This is a genomic window from Enterococcus sp. AZ063, assembly GCF_051715045.1.
Lineage (GTDB): Bacteria > Bacillota > Bacilli > Lactobacillales > Enterococcaceae > Enterococcus_D > Enterococcus_D casseliflavus.
The window spans coordinates 756043-775355 of sequence record NZ_JBIOTA010000001.1 but is presented as its reverse complement, the minus strand read 5'-3'; the positions used below and the strand labels follow the sequence as shown (position 1 = coordinate 775355).

The following is a 19313-nucleotide window of genomic DNA, read 5'->3' as shown; positions in this document are numbered from 1 at the left end:
ATCCCTCTGTGTGGAAGATACGTAATCATTTTCCCCTCATGAATCACTGGATCGTCCCTTTGGTTGAAGGGATCTCATCTGGGGCTGCTTGATTGATCGCTACTGCTTCACCTAAAGCCCGCCCAAAGCCTTTAAAACAAGCTTCCACAATGTGGTGGCTGTTTTTGCCAGCGATTTGATGGAGATGGATCGTAGCACCTAATTCACGGGCAAAAGCAATGAAAAATTCTTCAACCAATTCCGTATCAAACTGCTGCCCGATTTTTTCGCTCGGTATCGCCAACTCTACGACTGCCATGCCACGACCGCTAATATCGATCGCTGTCATGACTAAGGCTTCGTCCATCGGCAGCAGCATACTGCCATAGCGTTTGATGCCTCGTCGCTCCCCAAGACTTTCTGAAAACGCTCGGCCAATGGCGATGGCTACGTCTTCTGTTGTGTGATGGGCATCTACTTCTGTATCACCATCACAGACCAACGTCAAATCAAAGCGACCGTGGCGGACAAATAATTCCAGCATGTGGTCTAAAAACCCCACACCAGTCTTGATTGATTGCTGACCAGTACCATCGATCGTCAACTGCAGGTGGATCTTGGTTTCAGTCGTATTGCGGGTAACTTCTGCTTTTCTCATTCCTTCACCTCTTCTATGATCGTTGTTAACACCGTCATCAATCGTTCCATCTGGGCCCTCGTTCCTACCGTGATCCGTAAATACTCTTTGATGCGGGGCTGATTAAACCAGCGGACGAAGATTTTCTGCTCTTTCAGTGCCTGATACAACTCTTCACCAGCAATCGCAGGGTGCCTTGCAAACAAAAAATTTCCTTGGCTGTCGGTCTGCTCAAAGCCGAGTTTCGCTAGGGCTTGCTTGCTCCACTCACGCACGTGGATCGTTGCTTGGATCTTCTCATCGACATACGCTTGTTCTTGCAAAACGGCTGCACCAGCGGCTTGGGTCAAACTATTGACATTGTAAGGATTCAAGCTAAATTTCAACCGATTCAAGTCTTGGATCAGTCCTTCATTAGCAACCGCAAAGCCTAGGCGTGCCCCTGCCAGCTGCCGAGATTTCGAAAACGTCCCCACAACCAAGAGATTTGGGTATTGATCGATCAAAGAAACCATTGAAGAGCCGCCAAAATCGAGATAGGCCTCATCGACAATCACTAAGCGATCGGGATGCCGTTTTAGAAAGGCACAAATTTCACTTTGTTCTTGATAAACCCCAGTCGGCGCATTGGGATTGGCAAAAATAACGGTCCCTTTGAGCGAATCGTAGTCCGTTAACGCAATCGAGAAATCTTCTTGCAGCGGAACAACGGTGGCAGCGACTTGGTACAAGGCACTATACACTTGATAAAACCCATAGGTCACATCGGGAAAGGCGATGCCGTTTTCCGTGAAGCCTTGAAAGAGATAGGACAAAACTTCGTCACTGCCATTACCGAGAAACAGCTGGGCTGGTGTAACGCCAAGATAAGCAGCCAGAGGGGTTGTCACCACTTCAGCAGCAGTATCCGAGTAACGATTCAGCTTGTGGGCGGCATCGGCAACCGCTGCTTGAACACTTGGCGCTGGCGGATAAGGACTTTCATTGGTGTTCAGTTTAATAACGGCTTGCTCGTCTACTTGTTCCCCTGGTGTATAAGGAGTCAGCTTGTGATACTTTTGATGTAAAAAGGTCATTTTTCTCCCTCTCTTCGTACATTGATCGAACGGGCATGGCCGATCAAGTCTTCGGTTTCTGCGAACAATGCTACGGCTGGACCAGCCGCCTTCATGGCTGCTTCTGGGTAATACAAGTAGCTGCTTTTCTTAATAAAATCATCCACTGATAACGGTGAGTAAAAACGGGCGGTCCCTTCCGTCGGTAGGGTATGATTTGGCCCAGCAAAATAATCTCCCAGCACTTCTGGTGTATGATGTCCTAAAAAGACACTGCCCGCATTTTCTACTTGTCCCAACAAAGCAAAAGGATCTGCCACTGCTAATTCAAGGTGTTCTGGGGCGATTTGATTGGCAATGGTAAGAGCTTCGGTCAAATCTTTGACTAGGATCAGCTTTCCGCTAGATTCAAGCGCTGCAGCAGCAATGTCTTTTCGGGGCAGTTCCTTCAGCTGCAAGTCAAGCTCTACTTGGACTTGTTCAATCAAGGCTGCTTCTGTTGTGACTAAGATGGCTTGCGCTAAGATATCATGCTCGGCTTGTGCCAAAAGATCCGCTGCCAGCCAGCGAGGATTTGCGCTGGCATCGGTGATGATCAGCACATCGCTGGGCCCTGCGATCATATCGATATCAACTTCGCCGTACACCATTTTTTTCGCTGTGGCGACATAAATATTTCCTGGTCCCACGATTTTGTCGACTTTGGGAATCGTTTCTGTCCCATAAGCCAATGCCGCTACGCCATGGGCACCACCGACTTTGTAGATTTCATCCACTCCAGCAACGGAAGCTGCCGCTAAGATAGCAGCTGGAACTTTTCCTTGGCTGTCCGTCGGTGTGATCATAACGATTTTTTTGACCCCGGCGATTTTTGCGGGCAGGACATCCATCAAAACCGTACTAGGATAAGCTGCTGTGCCGCCAGGAACGTAGACCCCGACTTTTGCTAGTGGCAAGACCCGCTGTCCCATCACAACGCCATTTTCCTTCGTCAAGACAAAGCCTTGCTGGACTTGCTTTTGATGAAATGCCAAAATGTTTTCCTTCGCCTGTTCCATCACCTCAAGCAGCTCAGGGGAGACGGCTTGGACAGCCGTTTCAACCTCCTCAAGACTGACGGTTAAGGAAGACAAGGTCACTTGATCGATTTCTTCAATTAATTGAAACAACGCCTGATCTCCTTGCTGCTGAACACGGGCAATGATTTGGGCGACAACGGTTGAAACATCCTTCGTTTCCGACTGTTTCCTTGCCACAATCGTTTCGATCGTATCTTTTTGGGTCGAAAAAATTCTCATAATTGCTCCCTCACCTTCTCAATCACTGTTTGAATGCGTTCTTGCTTGAAACGCCACGTGGCGTGGTTGATCACTAAACGCGCTGAAGACGGCGCGATGTCTTGGATCACTTCTAGATCATTTTCTTTTAGTGTCGTCCCCGTTTCGACGATGTCAACGATCACATCGGAGAGACCTAACAAAGGAGCCAATTCAATGGATCCATGCAGTTGGATCAATTCCACCGAGCGACCTAATCCTTGATAAAACTGGCGGGTGATCTGCGGATATTTTGTGGAGACCCGCAGCGGTCGGGAGAAATCTTCCTCGAAATCCGTACGCGCAGCTACTGCCAAACGGCAGACCCCCATATGCAAATCAAGAAATTCGATGACTTCTGCCTTGCTTTCCATTAAAATATCTTTGCCTACGACACCGATATCCGCCACTCCGTGCTCCACATAGATCGCCACATCGCTCGGCTTGACTAAGAAAAAGCGCAGCTTGTTTTCTTCATCACAAAAAATTAGTTGGCGATTGTCTTTGAAGACGCCTTGCGCAGCGACTCCAGCTTTCGTGAATAAATCGTATACGGCATCCCCCATGCGGCCTTTAGGTAGCGCAATGTTCAAATAGCCTGAACTTTCGTTGTCAGTCGGCAACTTTTGCCCTACATGATTGAGCTTCATACCAAAACCGATCGCCCCTTGCTCTTTGCCTTGGCGACTCATCAAGCGATCATAACGGCCGCCATATAAAATCGTCTCTCTTGCTTCTTCGATGAATCCTTGAAACAGCAAGCCACTGTAATAATCGGCATCATTTAAAATTGAAAAATCCAGCCTTATCCGAATGGAGGCTGACAGTTGTTCTTTTTGCAATGCTTGATACAGTTGTTTTAGTTCTGTTAAACCAGCTTGTGCTTGGGGATAATCAGCCATCAGCTCCTTGGCTTTTTGATACTTGGTTTCAAAATCACCTGACAAACGTACCAGTTTCGCCAATTTTTCAGCTTCTGTTGCTGACAAGCCAGCCTTTTCAGTCAGTGCATCCATGCCATGGGAACTCTTGTCCCGCAGGCAGTGCAGTACCTTTTGTCGATCCGCTTCGGGGAAGCGTTGGCAGATGCCATCCAAAATCCCCATATGAGACAGATCCAAGGTCCCTTTTCCCACCTGAGCCAAACTTTCCCAAGCCAGTTTTACAACCTCCAGTTGATCTTCCCATGTGATTTGGTCAATGAGCTCCAAACCGATTTGATCGATCTTTTGGTATTCCCCTGCTTGACGATCCTGTCGATAGACATCTTCCACATAATACACTCTGCGCGCTTCTCCAGAAGGTGTATTTTTGGCAATCGACAAGGTGACATCGGGTTTTAGCGCCATCGTCCTGCCATCCGTGCCTGTAAACGTGATGATGGAAGAACCACGCAAGAACTGATCACTTTGCTGATAGTTGCGATACTCTTCAAAATTGTTCGAGTGATAAGGTGAAAAATGATGCTGCGTATACAATTTTCTTAATTTCAGTTCGACTTGTTCGGCTGGTTTTAATACATTCCATAACTCTTCCACACTTATCACTCCTATTTCATGCCACTGATTCGGCTTTCTCACTGCTAAAGTCACGCTTTATCATCGATTCACCATCAGTTTTTCTAATAATACTAATGGTTTTGCCATAAATAAGCAATGGTATTTTTCGAAATATTCTGGAATTTTTAGTCGATTTCAAGAGAACATAGCGATGTCGTTTCTTTGTTGACGATTATTCCATCGAATCTGGAAGTCAGTTTTCCTTTCTTAATGAAGTAACTTAGTACTTGTGCATCCTCCATCACTTAGTTGCTCAACCATAAAAAAGTCCGAAATATACGACCATCTTGTTTCAGAAACTCGTTATCGATTACTCTATCTTTTGTACCGTACAAAGAATTGGCGCAAATGAAGCGATGATATGAAAATCACCCAAAACGTTCATTGTTGTACTTATCGCTTATATTACGGCACAAAAAACACACAGCAGAAGAATCAGAGAAAACAGCTAAATAGTACATGCTCTATAGCTTAATAAGGAGAGAAAAGTAAATGAACAAACTTATAGGAAAACAAATCTCATGGAACAACGCTTTACTAGGAACGGTCCTCGCAGGTATCGGTTTGGTCGGTCTTTTGTATGCCCCTGCCATCGTCAGCATCTTCTCATTGTCGATTGCCAGCTATTGGGCATTACGGCTAGTTTACGGTAAAGAAGCAGTCAAGCAGCTCTTTGGAAAACCCATCGCGCCAGTGAAGACGATCAGCAAGTATTTTCTTTTAAACATCCTGATCAGCTTTCTCGTTTCTCTCGTTTTGCAATACGGACTAAAGTGGGATCTTCACGGAAACCCTGTGAACGAAGGCTTTCAGTGGTTGACTCTGCTAGTTATTCCAATCATGTTACTTGGAGAAGAACTCTTTTCCATCTTCTTTTTAGCGATTTTTTCTAGTAAATGTACCTTGCCAGTTGCCAGCATCCTTTCCGCGATCATCTTTGGCTTGGTTCATTACAGCACTTATGACAACGGCAATGTTTTCCATACCTTGGTTCATATTCTTTTCATTCAAGGGGTGGCGCGCTTGCTATTTAACCAAGCTGCCATCAAGAGCAACTCGATCCTGACTAGTTGGGGCACACATGTCTTGTTCGACCTGTTTGCTATTTTAGTGGCTTATCTGACTGCTTGAGAAAAACGAAAAAGACTGATTCAATTGAAATCAGTCTTTTTTGATACAACAACTAGTTGCCTGAGTATTCCTCCCTGAAAGGAAGCATTGATCGCTTTTGTGCCTTTCACGAGGTTGGGTGTTTGTTCTATTCGCTGTGTTTCATAAGAAAATGTCCTTACTTTTTAAAGGGATCCTCTTTTACTTTCTCACAAATTTCTGCTTCACTGTACACCTTCATCAGCCGCTTGACTTCGCCTTCGATATTAAAACGCAGGGCTTCTGTCGCCTTCAGGTTTTTCAAAGCTTGTTCAAGATAACAAAAAAAGGTCGTTTCCTTCATTTACCCAGCCTCCTTGTCAATCGTTGGTTTTACAGGTCACTTTAACAACGTCGCTCAACTCCTGATCAATTCCTCTAGGAAACAAAAGAATTGTGCAGACATCTGCTTCTTAGTGGTTACACCAGACCGTGCTTTTGGAGTGCTTGCGCAATCCCGCCGTCTTCTGGACGAGCCGTCAGCTCGTCAGCTACTGCCAATAGCTGTTCACAGGCATTGCCCATCGCAATTCCTGTCGCAACGGCTTCAAACATTTCGACATCATTATGGCCGTCACCAAACGCCAAGGTATCTTTGTTATCGATCCCTAGATGGTTCAAGAGAAAATCGATGGCTGTTTTCTTGTGGATATTCTTGATGCCGATCTCGCCACTGTCTTTGCCAAAAACAGGAACTGTACTGCGAATCATTTGGAATTGTTCGTGGTATTGGTCATGAACCTGTTCATAAGGAATGGAATGATTGATAAAGGAAACTTTGTTCACGTCATCGTAATCGATTTTCGCTTCGTCCTCAATCAGTAAATCAAGGAACCACTGAATAGTTTGAACGCGTTGTTTTCCTGCTTCACTTTCAACAGGCTCACCTGCTAAGACGATCTCAATCAACCGATTTCGTAAATTGGTACTTGCAAATAATCCTTGATTCGATTCCAAGTAATACTCGATTTGGTTTGCTTTTAAGAAATCGATCAGTCTTAATAAGGCTTCCTTTTCAAAAACTTTGTGCAAAATCACCTCATCGTGCACCTCGCAATAACCGCCGCCGGCACCAATCATTCCACTTAAAGGCAGTGCCAGTACATCTTCTGTGATTTCGGCTTTTGAACGACCTGTACACAAGAAAAACTCATGCCCCTTCTTATGTGCCGCTGTGATCGCTTGGCGAGCACTTTCTGGTACGTTTCCCGCATCATCGCACAATGTTCCATCTACATCTAAAAAGACAATTTTCTTCGTCATTTCATTCCTTCTTTCCTAACCCAATCAATAAAACGCTCACATGAACATATTTGCTGAATCCAAGATGTCACCATCAGCCGCTTGCTATTAGTATAACAAATCACAAGATAACCTCGCTAGACTATTTTACTGACTCATACATAAACACGCTCTCGTTTTTTCTCGATGCCCTTTATCCTTGATGATCGTCAAATGGCTTTCATTTGATCACTTTTAAGGTGACTTATCCTTTGCGTAGCTTACTCTTCACTTAAATAAATCAACCCCCATTTAGGTAGTTGGTTAGTTGCATGACCCGTAAGCTCGCGATAATAGTACCGTTTGTCATGCTTGATCATACTGATAATTTCCTCTTCCTTCATCCCCAGCTCTTGACATAAGTCAGTTTTGGTATTGGTCACAAGTTCCAGTAGAATTTGGATCTGTGCGTCCACAGCCAGAAGCGCTCGAAAGGTATCAAATAAGTTCTTTGTTCGATCATAGTAAATGTCTTCGAAGTCAACACAAAGTTCCTTATAATAAGTAAAAAGTTTCGGATAGGCTGTCAGTACCCCAGCGCTTAACAATACTTCCTTTGAATAAGACAGATAATCCTTCGGGTCATTTATTTTTTCTGATAACACAGAATCACTCCTTTCCATCCATGGCTTTTCTTCAATGATAGCATTGATCCCTCATTTGATCGTAATGATTTCCATCCTCGTTAGTTGCCCTTACATCCCTTCACATAAAACAAAGGCTTTATCTTCTAGTATTTCAAATCACATGAAATCCTTGGGTGGCATCCCTTTCTGCGCTCACCTCCAATGCATGATCTAAGAAAATCAGTTACTCTCATTATAGTTTTTTGTTTCTCCAAGCTTATAATTCCTTTTTGCTCTAGCAGAGGAATAAGAGAGAAAAATCCAGCGTACCAGCATTGCTGTATCAACAAGAAGAAAGATCAAAAGGAATCTATTTGCAGTGATTTTCCGATGATTACACGATCAACCAAAAGAACGAATGGAAATGAATGCTTTTAACCAATGCTGTGGCGCCTTCATTCCCACGACAGCACAAAAAACCAATGATCGCTGGTTTCGATCATTGGTCAAAGTTCTCAAATTGCATGTTGTAAAAGCACGATCTGTCCTTTCTTTTTGGATCATGCCAAGATATAAGCGAGGCTAAAACGTCCTCTTACACTGTGAGCACAAAAAAGAATCATGCATATAGAAAATCTAAAATCTCACGTGGCGCGTCTACCAAAGCATCTGGGTTTTCTTCAGAAAGCTTTTTCGGATCGTGGCTGCCCCACGTAACGGCGATCGTTTTGACACCCGCGGCTTTTCCCATTTGGATATCAAAAATAGCATCTCCTATCATGATCGTCTTTGTCGGGTCAAATTGATAGTGTGCCACGACTTTATTGATTCCTTCGGGATGAGGTTTGTAGTGGGTCACCGCATCAGAGCCGATGATTTCTTCAAAGAACGCGACAAGGTCCTGAGCAGCTAGGTTTCGTTTGACAACCGCTGTCTTCTTACTTGAAACGACGAAACAAGGTACCTTTCGTTTGTTTAAGATTTCTAAGACATGGGGAATTTCTGGAAATACTTTCAAGGTACTTTCTTCATAGGTTTGGTAATAGGCTCGGAAAATCCGAATCAATTCCGTTGCGGTTTCTTGATCTAATGGCTGTTCAGACATTTTAAAAAATGATTCTTCGATCGGTATCCCCATATAATGTTCAATGACTACTTCACTGGGTACTTTGAGTCCCATCTCTTTAAAAGCTGCTTTTGTCGCCTTCACACTACATTCTTTTGAATCCAATAAAGTTCCATCTAAATCAAATAGCACACATTCAACCTGCTTCACGATATTTCCTCCTCCAAAAGGTATTCCATCAATTTTCTACAAATGCTTTTTTCATTTACCCAGTATTTCTTTCCATTACTGATTATCTCTATTTTATCACTAAAAAAAAGCATTATCATATTTTTCCATAACCTTCTTCATTTATTGCTAATATACTTATATAAAAAACGACTCGCTTTGAACACAGAGTCGTTTCTACAAGATAGGCAAATTTACCTGAAGGCCTATTTATCAGGCATAAAAAGTTAAACCCATTTTTAGCTTTTTTATTGCAAGATATATCCTTTGCCCCAAGCGGTACGGACGCGTTTTTCAGTATAGTCGTATTCATCTAATTTCTCATTGATTCGTTTCGCCAAAATCGATAGCTGCGATTTTCGGGAATTCGTGCCGCCGTTGCCCCAAATTTTCCAGCAAAGGTCCTCTCGGTTGATAAATTGCTCTTCTGCTAGATTATTGAAAAAGATCTGTTCTTGCAGACTAAGAAATTTAGGGAACGATTCCTTCGTTACTGATGCCTTTTCTAACTTGCGAGTATTTGGTGGCAAAGCCGCCAAAAATTCTCTCAACTCGACAAATGACCGATTAAGATAGGTCGCATTTTCCGCTTTTTCCAGTATCATTTCTTGTTCGTCATTCCCTGGCAAGATTCGAACGATCCGCTGTTGATAATAAGGAGCCAATGTCTGATTGAGCAATAAAAATTCTGGATCAGCAATTGTTTCACTGACAAATAAACAGTCAAATAACTTGGCACTTTCTATCAACCATTCCTCCTCTTCGGTACTTCTGCCCACGAACACTTCATGGCTCAAAATCTGCAGCTCCCGCTGCAAATCAATCTCATATGATATATTTTTCGTCAATATGATAATTCTCATGATACACCCTACTTTCCTTTCTTATTTATTCAGAAATGAGTTGGAAATGATTTCTGAATACTTTATGTTGACATTATTACTTATTTTTATCAGCTTGAGGTGTCATTTTTTGTTCATAAATGGTGATCTGGTGTCATGTTTTAAAAAATAGATCGACTTTCATTTCATGGTTCATACTCTTCGATAGCCAATAAAAAAGCAACCTGTTAGCCAGATTGCTTTCTTGCCCTCACTACTCCCACTTCAAATCCAACAGCTCCAGCATTTCATGGTAGGCGGTTTCGATCCGCTGGCGCTTTTCTTCAGGGACATTTTTGGCATATTGCCCATCTGGCAGATAATTTTCGGCAAGGTAGACTTGAAAATCAAAGGCCTGCAAGACGCCGTATTCTGGATCATAATAGGTACGATCAGGGATCGGTTCTTTGGAGACCCAAGTCGGATGCATGGCAATCTTGCTTAAATAGGTCCGCTGCCCTTCTTTGGAGATTTCAACTTCTGGGATAACGCCTCGTTCGGTCCAATAGTTGTTATTGACGGTTTCATAACGTTGATTCGACAATAAGTTTCCCATTGAATAAATGATAAATTTCTTTTCACCGTCCTTTTCGATGATTTCGGTTGGTTCTGCTACATGCGGATGGCCGCCGAAGATAATATCAGCACCAAAATCGATCATCTTCCGATAAACAGTTTGTTGTTCTTCCGTTGGTTCTAAAGAATACTCGACACCAGACTGAGGCATCACGATGGTGATATCCGCCAAGCTTTCCGCTTCTTTGATCTCTGCTTCCACTTTATCTAACGACAAGTCTTTCAAATAGGTGTCATACTCTGCTTGAGTTAAGCTTTCTTCAAGGCCATTGAAGCCATAGGCATAGGCCAAGAGAGCAACTTTGATCCCGTTGACTTCTTTGACCAGGATTCCGCTATTGTCGACCGTGGCACCAATCGTTGCCAAGCCTTGGTCGTGAAAAGCAGCCGCCGTTGTTTTGATTCCTTCGATCCCTGTATCTAAAATATGGTTATGGGCAAGATCAATCACATCAAAGCCCGCGTCTTTGATACTGGCAACGGCATCGATAGGGGCGTTGAATAAGGGAAAACCGCCAAGCGGTTTATTAGGATTGATGGTTCCTTCAAAATCACCTAAAGCAAGGTCCGCCGATGCAATCAGCGGTTTGACTTGCTCAAAATCATTGTCAAAATCATAACGCTTCCCATCGTAAGCGCTTAAATAAACAGGTGTATGATAAAGCATATCGCCACTAGCTGTCACTGTGATGGTTTTTACTGCTGGCTTTGTTTCGGTAGAACTACTCGTTTCTTGCATTGGCTTTGTTGCCTTTGTCGTTTCTGCTGTATGACGCTGTTCGGGGATGCTTGTCACTTGAATCACTAGATAAATCACTCCAAGTATGATTGCCAGCAACGCTGTACTTACCCCCACAATGATCCGCTGGCGTTTCTGACGCTCCCGTCTTCGTTGTTGTCTCATGCCCTCACCCTTTCACTCTGCTTTATCAAAAACCTATCTTCGTTTACGTTCTAACGAGGTTCCCTGCTCCCTTTCCTGCGATCCCCACTAAATAATATCTTTTCATTAAATAATTATACTATATTTGAGATTCCTTTAATAGGTCATTTTGTAAAGAATAAAAAAACAGCCCGATCGTGATCGAACTGTTTTATTCGCTTCTGAGTTGTTTGATTCGCTTCTTTTATTCTTTTCTATAGTAGCTCTGACCTCAGAAATTTTTGCTTCCTGAAGCTATTTTCTACTTTGCTTCCTCATGCTTCACGGGACAACTGCTATGACAATCAGAACAATGATCCTTTTTCACCATGCGGTACACTACACGGGTGCCATAGCCAAAAATCAGGCCGCTTAGAATTATTGTAGCAATCATTTTTCGCCTCCTACGACTTGGATCAAGGGTACACTCCCGCGGAATGGTTTCTTCAACAGAGCAAATACCAATAGCCCAGCAATGAGGATTGCCGCGAAAACACCCAGCGTGAGGTGTCCGCCTTCAAAGACGACGTGCCCGAATTGGTAGACCAACAAGCTGGCGCAGTATGCCAAGCCGCATTGATAGCCAATGGCTAACCACGTCCACTTGCTGTCCCCCATTTCACGGTGGATCGCACCGATAGCAGCAAAACAAGGGGCACATAGTAAATTAAAGACGAGAAAAGAGTATGCCGCCACAGCAGTGTAATCGCCGCGCAACACTTGCCAAATCTCCGTCCCGCTTTCTGACAACTCCCCGGTTTGTCCGTAAAGGATCCCAAAGGTGCCGATCACATTTTCTTTGGCGACCAGGCCAGTGATCGTCGCCACGGCGCCTCGCCAGGTTCCCCAGCCTAGGGGAGCGAAAAGCGGCGCCAAAAGTCGTCCGAAAAAGGCCAAAATGCTTTGGTCTTCTGTGACCCGCTGCAAGGCAAAGCTGTAGCTGGAGGTAAACCAGACAAAGATACAAGCCACAAAAATTATCGTCCCGGCTTTTTTCACAAAAGCAATGGCTCGATCACAGGCACTTTTCAAAATCGTTGTGAGCTGCGGCAAGTGATACGCTGGCAGTTCCATAATGAATGGTGCCAGATCACCTGCAAATAAAGGCGTTTTTTTCAAGACGATCCCTGAAAAAATCACAGCACCCATGCCGACAAAATAGGCCGATGGGGCGACCCAACTATACTGAGGGAAAAAGGCTCCTGAAATCAATGCGATGATCGGCAATTTGGCAGAACAAGGCATGAAGGTCGTGACCATCACCGTCAACCGACGATCCTTTTCATTTTCAATCGTTCGGCTTGCCATCACGCCGGGCACCCCGCAACCGGTAGCGATCAACATGGGGATAAACGACTTGCCAGATAGACCAAACTTGCGAAACAGGCGGTCCATGACAAATGCCACCCGTGCCATGTATCCGCAGTCCTCCAAGATAGCCAAACAAAAAAACAGCACGAAGATCTGTGGCAAAAAGCCTAAGACCGCACCGACACCTGCCACGATGCCGTCTAAAATCAGTTCTTGCAGCCACTGGGCGACTTGCAGCTGTTCTAGCCAGTGCGCTGCTGTTTCGGGAATCCAGGTGCCAAATAATACATCATTGACCCAATCAGTACCAATCGTACCAATCGTCTGAATCGATAAATAGTAGATTCCCCACATAATGAAGGCAAAAATCGGTAGTGCCAATACGCGATGGGTCAACACACGGTCGATTTTGTCGCTGAAGGCTAAGTGCTGATCTGTTTCCTTGATGACTGCCAGCGCCAACAATTCTTCAATGAAGCCATAGCGCTCATTGACGAGAATGGCGTCACTGCTGTCTTTAAAGATCAGCTCTAAAATCGAAATCGTCTCCTGAAGGACTGCCTGCTGGGAATCAGTCAGTTTACACATCGTCTGAATCGCTTCATCTTTTTCAAAGAGTTTTATGGCAAACCAGCGTTTTTGCTGCTGAGGGATCGTCTCTGGCAAAATCGCCATGATCTCGGTCAAGCCAGCTTCTAGACGAGCATCGTAGCGGGGAGGAAGCGGTTGTGTATTGGCTACATGCTTCGCTGCCTCGATCATTTTGGTTAAGCCGCGTTGCTTCAAAGCACTGATCCCTACTACGGGAACCCCTAGACCGTAAGCCAGCTTTTCGAAATTGATCTGCAAGCCTTTTTTCTTTAATAGGTCGATCATGTTGATGGCTGCCACAGTCGGGACATTCATTTCTAATAATTGCAATGTTAGATACAGGTTGCGCTCCAGGTTGGTTCCATCGATAATATTGATCACCGCATCCAATGATGCTTCCATCAAATAATTGCGAGAAATCAGTTCTTCTGGTGTGTACGGCGACAAGGAATAGATCCCTGGTAGATCTTGGATCAATACTTGTCGGTCTTTTCGCAGTCGCCCCGCTTTTCGTTCCACGGTAACGCCTGGCCAATTCCCCACTGTTTGTTTGGCACCGGTCAATTGATTGAAGGTACTCGTTTTCCCGCTATTGGGATTTCCTGCTAATGCAAAGTGATAGATCATTACGCTTCGACTCCTTTTTCGACAAAAACCAACGCTGCTTCTTGCTTTCTCAAAGACAATTCATAGCCGCGGAGCCGAATCTCCATCGGATCACCTAAAGGAGCCAGCTTCACCACTTCCAAATGGACGTTTTTCGTAAGCCCCATATCCATCAATCGACGGCGCACCGCACCTTTGGCGGCGATCTGATTGACCTTCCCGCTTTCACCGACTTGTAGCTGATCCAAAGAGGTAATGATGGTTTGCTGCTGGGTTTCTGTGACATCGATTTGTTCCATGACCCGTTCATCTAAAGCGATCCGCGTCCCTTGGTGTAAAATGATGCCGCCTTTGCGATCTTTTTGTACCACAACGATTTCAACGCCCGTGCGAATACCAAGATCATTTAAATGAGCCGTGATTTCTTTGGTGGTTGCCAACGAGTCGATTTTGTATGTTCCAGAAGCCCGAGTTTGCGCCATTTTCATTGCTTCTTACTCCTTTTGTGAAGTGTTGTTATAATTAACCTACTTTAATTGAGAATGATTATCATTATAATAGAGCCATTTCCATAAGAAGTCAATCTGTTTTGGATCTCACTTTGAATCTTCCTTCACAATAAGGATTTTTTTTACTCATTTTGATTGCATATCCCCTGTATTAATTACGCAAAAACCTTGTAATTCTAAGTATTTTCCGCTTTTTTCCCTTGCATAAAAAACACGGAAACACTATAAATTGTGTATGTCGAATTCACAAGCACAAGATATAGTGTTTTTTCGTTGACTTTCTCCGAGACTTATTTATACTAGGTTTATAACTATTACAACTCGGAGGAAACAATTATGAATATCAAACTATTTTCGAAAAATAACTGCATGCAATGTAAAATGGCGAAACGCTTTTTAAGTGAAAATCAGATTGCCTTTGAAGAAATCAATATTGATAATGAGCCTGAAGCATTAGAATTTTTGAAAGAACAAGGATTCCAAAGTGTGCCAGTCATTACCTCTGATGCGCAAACGATCATCGGTTTCCGTCCAGATCAACTACGTCAATTAGCGAGCTAAGATTTTTCTCAATGTGATGCTTTTGAGGGATTTGTCAGTCGTCCAGACCGCAAGTCCTTTTTTATACGAACAAAACAAGAAAAGAGGTTAGCCATTTATGAGCTTGAAAGAAATCAAAGATGTCAGTTATTTCAAATTGAATAATGAGATCAACCGTCCAGTAGATGGTCAAATTCCATTAAATAAAGACAAAGAAGCCTTAGCGGCATTCTTTAAAGAAAACGTTGAACCAAATACCTTAACCTTTGCGACTGCAATGGACAAAATCAATTATTTGATTGAAAATGATTATTTAGAAGAGGAATTTATCAAAAAGTATCGCCCTGCCTTTATTGAGCAATTGTATCAATTCTTAGATGAGCAACACTTTACTTTCAAATCATTTATGGCTGCTTACAAGTTTTATTCCCAATACGCATTAAAAACGAATGATGGTACCGCGTATCTAGAACGTTACGAAGATCGGGTCGCTTTCAACGCCCTTTACTTTGCGGATGGCAATGAAGAGTTAGCAATGAGCTTGGCAGATGAAATGATCTACCAACGTTACCAACCAGCAACCCCTTCTTTCTTGAATGCAGGACGCAAACGTCGCGGTGAGTTGGTTTCTTGTTTCTTGATCCAAATCACTGATGACATGAACGCGATCGGTCGTGGGATCAACTCCGCGCTGCAACTTTCACGAATCGGTGGCGGTGTCGGGATCACGTTATCAAACTTGCGGGAAGCCGGCGCGCCTATCAAAGGCTACGAAGGGGCAGCAAGTGGTGTGATGCCTGTAATGAAATTGTTTGAAGATAGCTTCAGCTACTCAAACCAATTGGGTCAACGGCAAGGGGCTGGCGTGGTCTACTTGAACGTCTTCCACCCAGACATCATCAGCTTTTTATCAGCGAAAAAAGAAAATGCGGATGAAAAAATCCGTGTCAAAACCTTATCATTAGGCGTGATCGTACCGGACAAATTCTACGAATTGACGCGCAAAAATGAAGAGATGTATCTCTTTAGTCCCTACAGTGTCGAAAAAGAATATGGCGTACCCTTCTCTTATGTCGATATCACCAAGGAATACGACAACTTAGTCATGAACCCACGGATTCGCAAAACCAAAATCAGAGCCCGTGATTTAGAAAACGAAATTTCTAAATTGCAGCAAGAATCTGGTTATCCTTATATCATCAATATCGATACAGCAAACCGCAGCAACCCAATTGATGGCAAGATCATCATGAGTAATCTTTGTTCCGAGATCCTTCAAGTCCAAGCACCATCTGAGATCAACGGCAAACAAGAATACGAAGTTTTAGGAACAGATATCAGCTGTAACTTAGGTTCCACCAATATCGTGAACTTGATGGACAGCCCTGACTTTGGGAAATCTGTTCGAGCAATGACTCGTGCCTTGACCTTTGTTACTGATGCGTCTGACATTGACGTAGTACCATCGATCCAAAATGGGAATGCCTTGAACCACACGATCGGTTTAGGCGCAATGGGCTTGCATACCTATTTTGCAAAAAATCAAATGGAATATGGTTCACCAGAATCCCTTGAATTTACTGATCTTTATTTCATGTTGTTGAACTATTGGACATTGGTTGAAAGCAATGCCATCGCCAAAGAAAAAGGCGAAGTTTTCCATAACTTTGAAAAATCAGCGTATGCAGACGGCAGCTACTTCACCGATTATATCCAAGGTGACTACCAACCAAAATCGGAAAAAGTCAAAGCATTGTTCGAAGGCGTCTTTTTACCAACTGGTGAAGATTGGGCAGCCTTGGCACAAACCGTCAAAGAAACCGGCTTGTATCACCAAAACCGCCTAGCCGTTGCACCAAATGGTTCGATCTCTTATATCAATGATACGAGTGCCAGCATCCACCCAATCACACGGATGATCGAAGAACGCCAAGAAAAGAAAATCGGCAAGATCTACTATCCAGCACCTTACTTGAGCAATGAGACGATCGGCTACTACAAATCAGCCTACGATATGGATATGCGCAAAGTGATCGATGTTTACGCAACTGCTCAAAAACACGTCGATCAAGGTATGAGTATGACCTTGTTTATGCGTTCAGATATTCCAGAAGGTCTTTACGAATGGAAAGAAACGACAAAACAAACCACCCGTGATTTGAACATTTTGCGTCACTACGCTTTCCACAAAGGCATCAAATCGATCTACTATGTACGGACCTTTACAGATGATGCAGAAGAGATCGGCAGCAACCAATGTGAAAGCTGCGTCATCTAATCCAACTTTTGCCTGAAAACGAACCAACCGCCTGCCCCTGCTCTTTCTTGACAGCGGGTCGGCTGTTGTCTTGATACGATTATTGGAGGAACCGACTATGGGTAAGACTTACTATGAAGCAATCAACTGGAATGAGATCGAAGATATCATCGATAAATCCACTTGGGAAAAATTAACAGAACAATTCTGGTTAGATACGCGGATCCCTTTATCAAATGACCTTGATGACTGGCGGACGCTATCTCCATTAGAAAAAACAACGGTGGGCTACGTCTTTGGCGGCTTGACTTTATTAGATACCGTTCAATCAGAAAGCGGTATGGATCAACTGCGTAAAGATGTCCGCACCCCACATGAAGAAGCGGTCTTGAACAACATCCAATTTATGGAATCTGTCCATGCAAAAAGCTATTCATCGATTTTCAGCACCCTGAATACAAAAGCGGAGATCGCTGATATTTTTGAATGGACCAACACCAATCCATATTTGCAAAAGAAAGCCGAACGAATCAATGAGATCTACAAAAATGGCACACCGCTAGAGAAAAAAATCGCCAGTGTATTTCTAGAGACCTTCTTATTCTATTCAGGTTTCTATACACCCCTTTACTACTTAGGCAATAACAAACTAGCGAACGTAGCGGAGATCATCAAATTGATCATTCGTGACGAATCCGTTCACGGCACGTATATCGGCTACAAATTCCAATTAGGTTTCAACGAATTACCAGAAGACGAACAGCAAAAGCTGAAAGACTGGATGTACGATTTGTTGTATGAGTTGTATGAAAATGAAGAGCGTTATACCGAAGAATTATACGATGAGATCGGCTGGACCGAAGAAGTCAAAACCTTCTTGCGTTACAATGCCAATAAGGCTTTGATGAATCTAGGTCAAGACCCGCTTTTCCCAGATACCGCCAACGATGTCAATCCAATCGTCATGAACGGTATTTCAACTGGTACCAGCAACCACGACTTCTTCTCACAAGTTGGGAACGGGTATCTGCTTGGTTCCGTGGAAGCGATGAAAGACGATGACTACTTCATCGGACTTGATTGATCTGCTGACAAATAAACACCTTGTTTCTCGCCAATTGAGGGTGAGAAACAAGGTGTTTTTTAGTGAGCCAACTGGTCTTTGATAAAGGTCAACGTTTCTGTCAAACAGGCCTGTGCTTGGGGCAAGCTATAATCAAATTGGTATTCGTGGGTCACCGTTTCCGAATCCCCTTTGTAAAAGCGACTCGTCACGGGAATATCAAGAGCTTGCAGCTGGTTGGCAAAGGCAATGCCTTGGTCTTCAAAGGAATAGGCATTGCCATCCGTGATATACGTTGGTGGAAAATCAGCCGTCAATTTATCCACCAGTGAGATTTCCTGCAGTTGGGGACTATCTTGCCATTCTTTTTTTCCTAATAACGACCAAGCCACCGTTTTGACAAAGAATTTCATAAAGCGATCATCTGAAGAAGTCCCAGCGATCTGCTTCAAATCAAGCGGTCCGCAATAGGAAATAAACCCTTTCAGGGCCGATGCAGGAATATCTTGATCAAAGGACATTTCCTTCGCATACGCTGGATTGGTTTGCAGCGCCACATATTGCCCGGCAATTTGGGCACCTGCAGAATCTCCACCAAAGAAGAGTTGATCGAAATCAAGCATGGGGTATGCTTGGGCATCTGCTTTGATCGAGTCTACCGCTTGGGCTAATTGTTTGACCTGTCCCGGATAATGCAAACTTGGCGCCCATTCATAATTAATCGAAATCACAGCGGCTTTGGTTTCATCGACGACATAGGTCGCAAACTCTTTGACCCCTTCTTTGTCTCCGCCGACATAGCCGCCCCCATGGACCCAAAAAATGACTGGAACAGGGCCTTCTTGTGCCTCTTTGGGATAATATAGATCAAAGGTACTACGTTGATAATCCGATTGATACGTCAAGTCCTGTTTGACCGTCACATTCGGCAAACTTTTTTGATAAGCTGCCTCATCCTTGATGGTCACTTCTTGGTTAAACAGATGACCGATCAAAAAAGCCCCCGGTCGTGGGGAGAGTTGAAAAGCCAGAAAAACGGCAGCTAAGAGTCCGATCAGGACAATCGCCACCCACATGAAAAAGCGCAGAATTTTTTTCAAGTAAAAGCTCCTTCCTTCTTTCTGTTTCAGCTTTTTCATTTAACCATGTTTTTTTAGCAAATTCAATGACAATCGCTAAAGATTAAAAAAGGATGATACCAATAGGCATCATCCTTAAAAT

Annotated in this window: 18 protein-coding genes; 4 read left to right on the top strand and 14 right to left on the bottom strand. The window is 43.7% G+C overall.

What is annotated here, in order from left to right; translation table 11 throughout:
- Window positions 1-43 precede the first annotated feature (43 nt).
- Genes hisB through hisG form a run of 4 tightly spaced genes read right to left on the bottom strand, consistent with a single transcriptional unit; the run spans window position 44 to window position 4525 of the window.
- On the bottom strand, window positions 44-637 hold the full coding sequence (gene hisB, locus IGK61_RS03530) for an imidazoleglycerol-phosphate dehydratase HisB (protein ID WP_005225202.1): 594 nt from the start codon (window positions 635-637) through the stop codon (window positions 44-46).
- Window positions 634-1692 (bottom strand): histidinol-phosphate transaminase, encoded by a 1059-nt coding sequence (gene hisC, locus IGK61_RS03525; RefSeq protein ID WP_074536372.1) that lies wholly within the window; start codon window positions 1690-1692, stop codon window positions 634-636. The genes hisB and hisC overlap by 4 nt, the downstream gene beginning before the upstream one ends.
- On the bottom strand, window positions 1689-2969 hold the full coding sequence (hisD, locus tag IGK61_RS03520) for a histidinol dehydrogenase (RefSeq protein ID WP_081343889.1): 1281 nt from the start codon (window positions 2967-2969) through the stop codon (window positions 1689-1691). Before hisD ends, hisC begins: the two co-directional genes overlap by 4 nt.
- Window positions 2966-4525, bottom strand: coding sequence for an ATP phosphoribosyltransferase (gene hisG / locus IGK61_RS03515; RefSeq protein ID WP_074536370.1), 1560 nt, complete (start codon window positions 4523-4525; stop codon window positions 2966-2968). Before hisG ends, hisD begins: the two co-directional genes overlap by 4 nt.
- 513 nt (window positions 4526-5038) lie before the next feature.
- Here hisG and IGK61_RS03510 point away from each other — a divergent pair.
- Window positions 5039-5677, top strand: coding sequence for a CPBP family glutamic-type intramembrane protease (locus IGK61_RS03510; protein ID WP_074536369.1), 639 nt, complete (start codon window positions 5039-5041; stop codon window positions 5675-5677).
- 157 nt (window positions 5678-5834) lie between these two features.
- Here IGK61_RS03510 and IGK61_RS03505 read toward each other — a convergent pair whose 3' ends face one another.
- From IGK61_RS03505 to IGK61_RS03465, 9 genes are all read right to left on the bottom strand, one after another.
- Window positions 5835-5999, bottom strand: a complete 165-nt coding sequence (locus IGK61_RS03505; protein ID WP_164888623.1) for a hypothetical protein — start codon at window positions 5997-5999, stop codon at window positions 5835-5837.
- A gap of 116 nt (window positions 6000-6115) precedes the next feature.
- Entirely contained in the window at window positions 6116-6958 is an 843-nt protein-coding gene (locus tag IGK61_RS03500) for a Cof-type HAD-IIB family hydrolase (RefSeq protein WP_074536368.1), read from the bottom strand.
- Between the two features lie 239 nt (window positions 6959-7197).
- The gene (locus tag IGK61_RS03495) at window positions 7198-7581 is read right to left on the bottom strand and encodes a DUF7006 family protein (protein WP_413131487.1); all 384 of its coding nucleotides are present in this window, start codon (window positions 7579-7581) and stop codon (window positions 7198-7200) included.
- Window positions 7582-8161: 580 nt separating this feature from the next.
- Complete coding sequence (locus IGK61_RS03490) at window positions 8162-8818, bottom strand: HAD family hydrolase (RefSeq protein ID WP_074536366.1); 657 nt, start codon at window positions 8816-8818, stop codon at window positions 8162-8164.
- 266 nt (window positions 8819-9084) lie between these two features.
- Entirely contained in the window at window positions 9085-9699 is a 615-nt protein-coding gene (locus IGK61_RS03485) for a hypothetical protein (protein ID WP_005225192.1), read from the bottom strand.
- A gap of 232 nt (window positions 9700-9931) precedes the next feature.
- Entirely contained in the window at window positions 9932-11197 is a 1266-nt protein-coding gene (locus IGK61_RS03480) for a CapA family protein (RefSeq protein ID WP_074536365.1), read from the bottom strand.
- 280 nt (window positions 11198-11477) lie between these two features.
- Window positions 11478-11609, bottom strand: a complete 132-nt coding sequence (locus IGK61_RS03475) for a hypothetical protein (protein ID WP_010747544.1) — start codon at window positions 11607-11609, stop codon at window positions 11478-11480.
- Entirely contained in the window at window positions 11606-13744 is a 2139-nt protein-coding gene (gene feoB / locus IGK61_RS03470; RefSeq protein ID WP_074536364.1) for a ferrous iron transport protein B, read from the bottom strand. The genes IGK61_RS03475 and feoB overlap by 4 nt, the downstream gene beginning before the upstream one ends.
- Window positions 13744-14211 carry a FeoA family protein gene (locus IGK61_RS03465; RefSeq protein WP_060793026.1) on the bottom strand — a complete coding sequence of 156 codons (468 nt, stop codon included), beginning with the start codon at window positions 14209-14211 and terminating at the stop codon, window positions 13744-13746. The genes feoB and IGK61_RS03465 overlap by 1 nt, the downstream gene beginning before the upstream one ends.
- A gap of 357 nt (window positions 14212-14568) precedes the next feature.
- On the opposite strand from IGK61_RS03465, the gene nrdH reads away from it, so the two are divergent.
- The 3 genes from nrdH (at window position 14569) to nrdF (ending at window position 18113) form a co-directional block, all read left to right on the top strand.
- A complete protein-coding gene (nrdH, locus tag IGK61_RS03460) occupies window positions 14569-14793 on the top strand; it encodes a glutaredoxin-like protein NrdH (RefSeq protein WP_005225182.1) in 225 nt (74 codons plus the stop codon).
- 97 nt (window positions 14794-14890) lie between these two features.
- Window positions 14891-17050: a class 1b ribonucleoside-diphosphate reductase subunit alpha gene (nrdE, locus tag IGK61_RS03455; RefSeq protein ID WP_005225181.1), complete on the top strand. Its 2160-nt coding sequence runs from the start codon at window positions 14891-14893 to the stop codon at window positions 17048-17050.
- 97 nt (window positions 17051-17147) lie between these two features.
- On the top strand, window positions 17148-18113 hold the full coding sequence (nrdF, locus tag IGK61_RS03450) for a class 1b ribonucleoside-diphosphate reductase subunit beta (RefSeq protein WP_005225180.1): 966 nt from the start codon (window positions 17148-17150) through the stop codon (window positions 18111-18113).
- Between the two features lie 59 nt (window positions 18114-18172).
- Here nrdF and IGK61_RS03445 read toward each other — a convergent pair whose 3' ends face one another.
- Window positions 18173-19231, bottom strand: coding sequence for an alpha/beta hydrolase (locus tag IGK61_RS03445; protein ID WP_050759597.1), 1059 nt, complete (start codon window positions 19229-19231; stop codon window positions 18173-18175).
- Window positions 19232-19313 lie beyond the last annotated feature (82 nt).

Excerpts from the sequence above, each read along its gene's own strand:
- nrdF (WP_005225180.1), top strand. The coding sequence starts at position 17,148 with ATGGGTAAGACTTACTATGAAGCAATCAACTGGAATGAGATCGAAGAT.
- feoB (WP_074536364.1), bottom strand. The coding sequence starts at position 13,744 with ATGATCTATCACTTTGCATTAGCAGGAAATCCCAATAGCGGGAAAACG.
- hisC (WP_074536372.1), bottom strand. The coding sequence starts at position 1,692 with ATGACCTTTTTACATCAAAAGTATCACAAGCTGACTCCTTATACACCA.
- IGK61_RS03500 (WP_074536368.1), bottom strand. The coding sequence starts at position 6,958 with ATGACGAAGAAAATTGTCTTTTTAGATGTAGATGGAACATTGTGCGAT.
- IGK61_RS03475 (WP_010747544.1), bottom strand. The coding sequence starts at position 11,609 with ATGATTGCTACAATAATTCTAAGCGGCCTGATTTTTGGCTATGGCACC.
- hisB (WP_005225202.1), bottom strand. The coding sequence starts at position 637 with ATGAGAAAAGCAGAAGTTACCCGCAATACGACTGAAACCAAGATCCAC.
- IGK61_RS03510 (WP_074536369.1), top strand. The coding sequence starts at position 5,039 with ATGAACAAACTTATAGGAAAACAAATCTCATGGAACAACGCTTTACTA.
- IGK61_RS03480 (WP_074536365.1), bottom strand. The coding sequence starts at position 11,197 with ATGAGACAACAACGAAGACGGGAGCGTCAGAAACGCCAGCGGATCATT.
- nrdH (WP_005225182.1), top strand. The coding sequence starts at position 14,569 with ATGAATATCAAACTATTTTCGAAAAATAACTGCATGCAATGTAAAATG.
- nrdE (WP_005225181.1), top strand. The coding sequence starts at position 14,891 with ATGAGCTTGAAAGAAATCAAAGATGTCAGTTATTTCAAATTGAATAAT.
- IGK61_RS03465 (WP_060793026.1), bottom strand. The coding sequence starts at position 14,211 with ATGAAAATGGCGCAAACTCGGGCTTCTGGAACATACAAAATCGACTCG.
- IGK61_RS03505 (WP_164888623.1), bottom strand. The coding sequence starts at position 5,999 with ATGAAGGAAACGACCTTTTTTTGTTATCTTGAACAAGCTTTGAAAAAC.
- IGK61_RS03485 (WP_005225192.1), bottom strand. The coding sequence starts at position 9,699 with ATGAGAATTATCATATTGACGAAAAATATATCATATGAGATTGATTTG.
- IGK61_RS03445 (WP_050759597.1), bottom strand. The coding sequence starts at position 19,231 with ATGAAAAAGCTGAAACAGAAAGAAGGAAGGAGCTTTTACTTGAAAAAA.
- hisD (WP_081343889.1), bottom strand. The coding sequence starts at position 2,969 with ATGAGAATTTTTTCGACCCAAAAAGATACGATCGAAACGATTGTGGCA.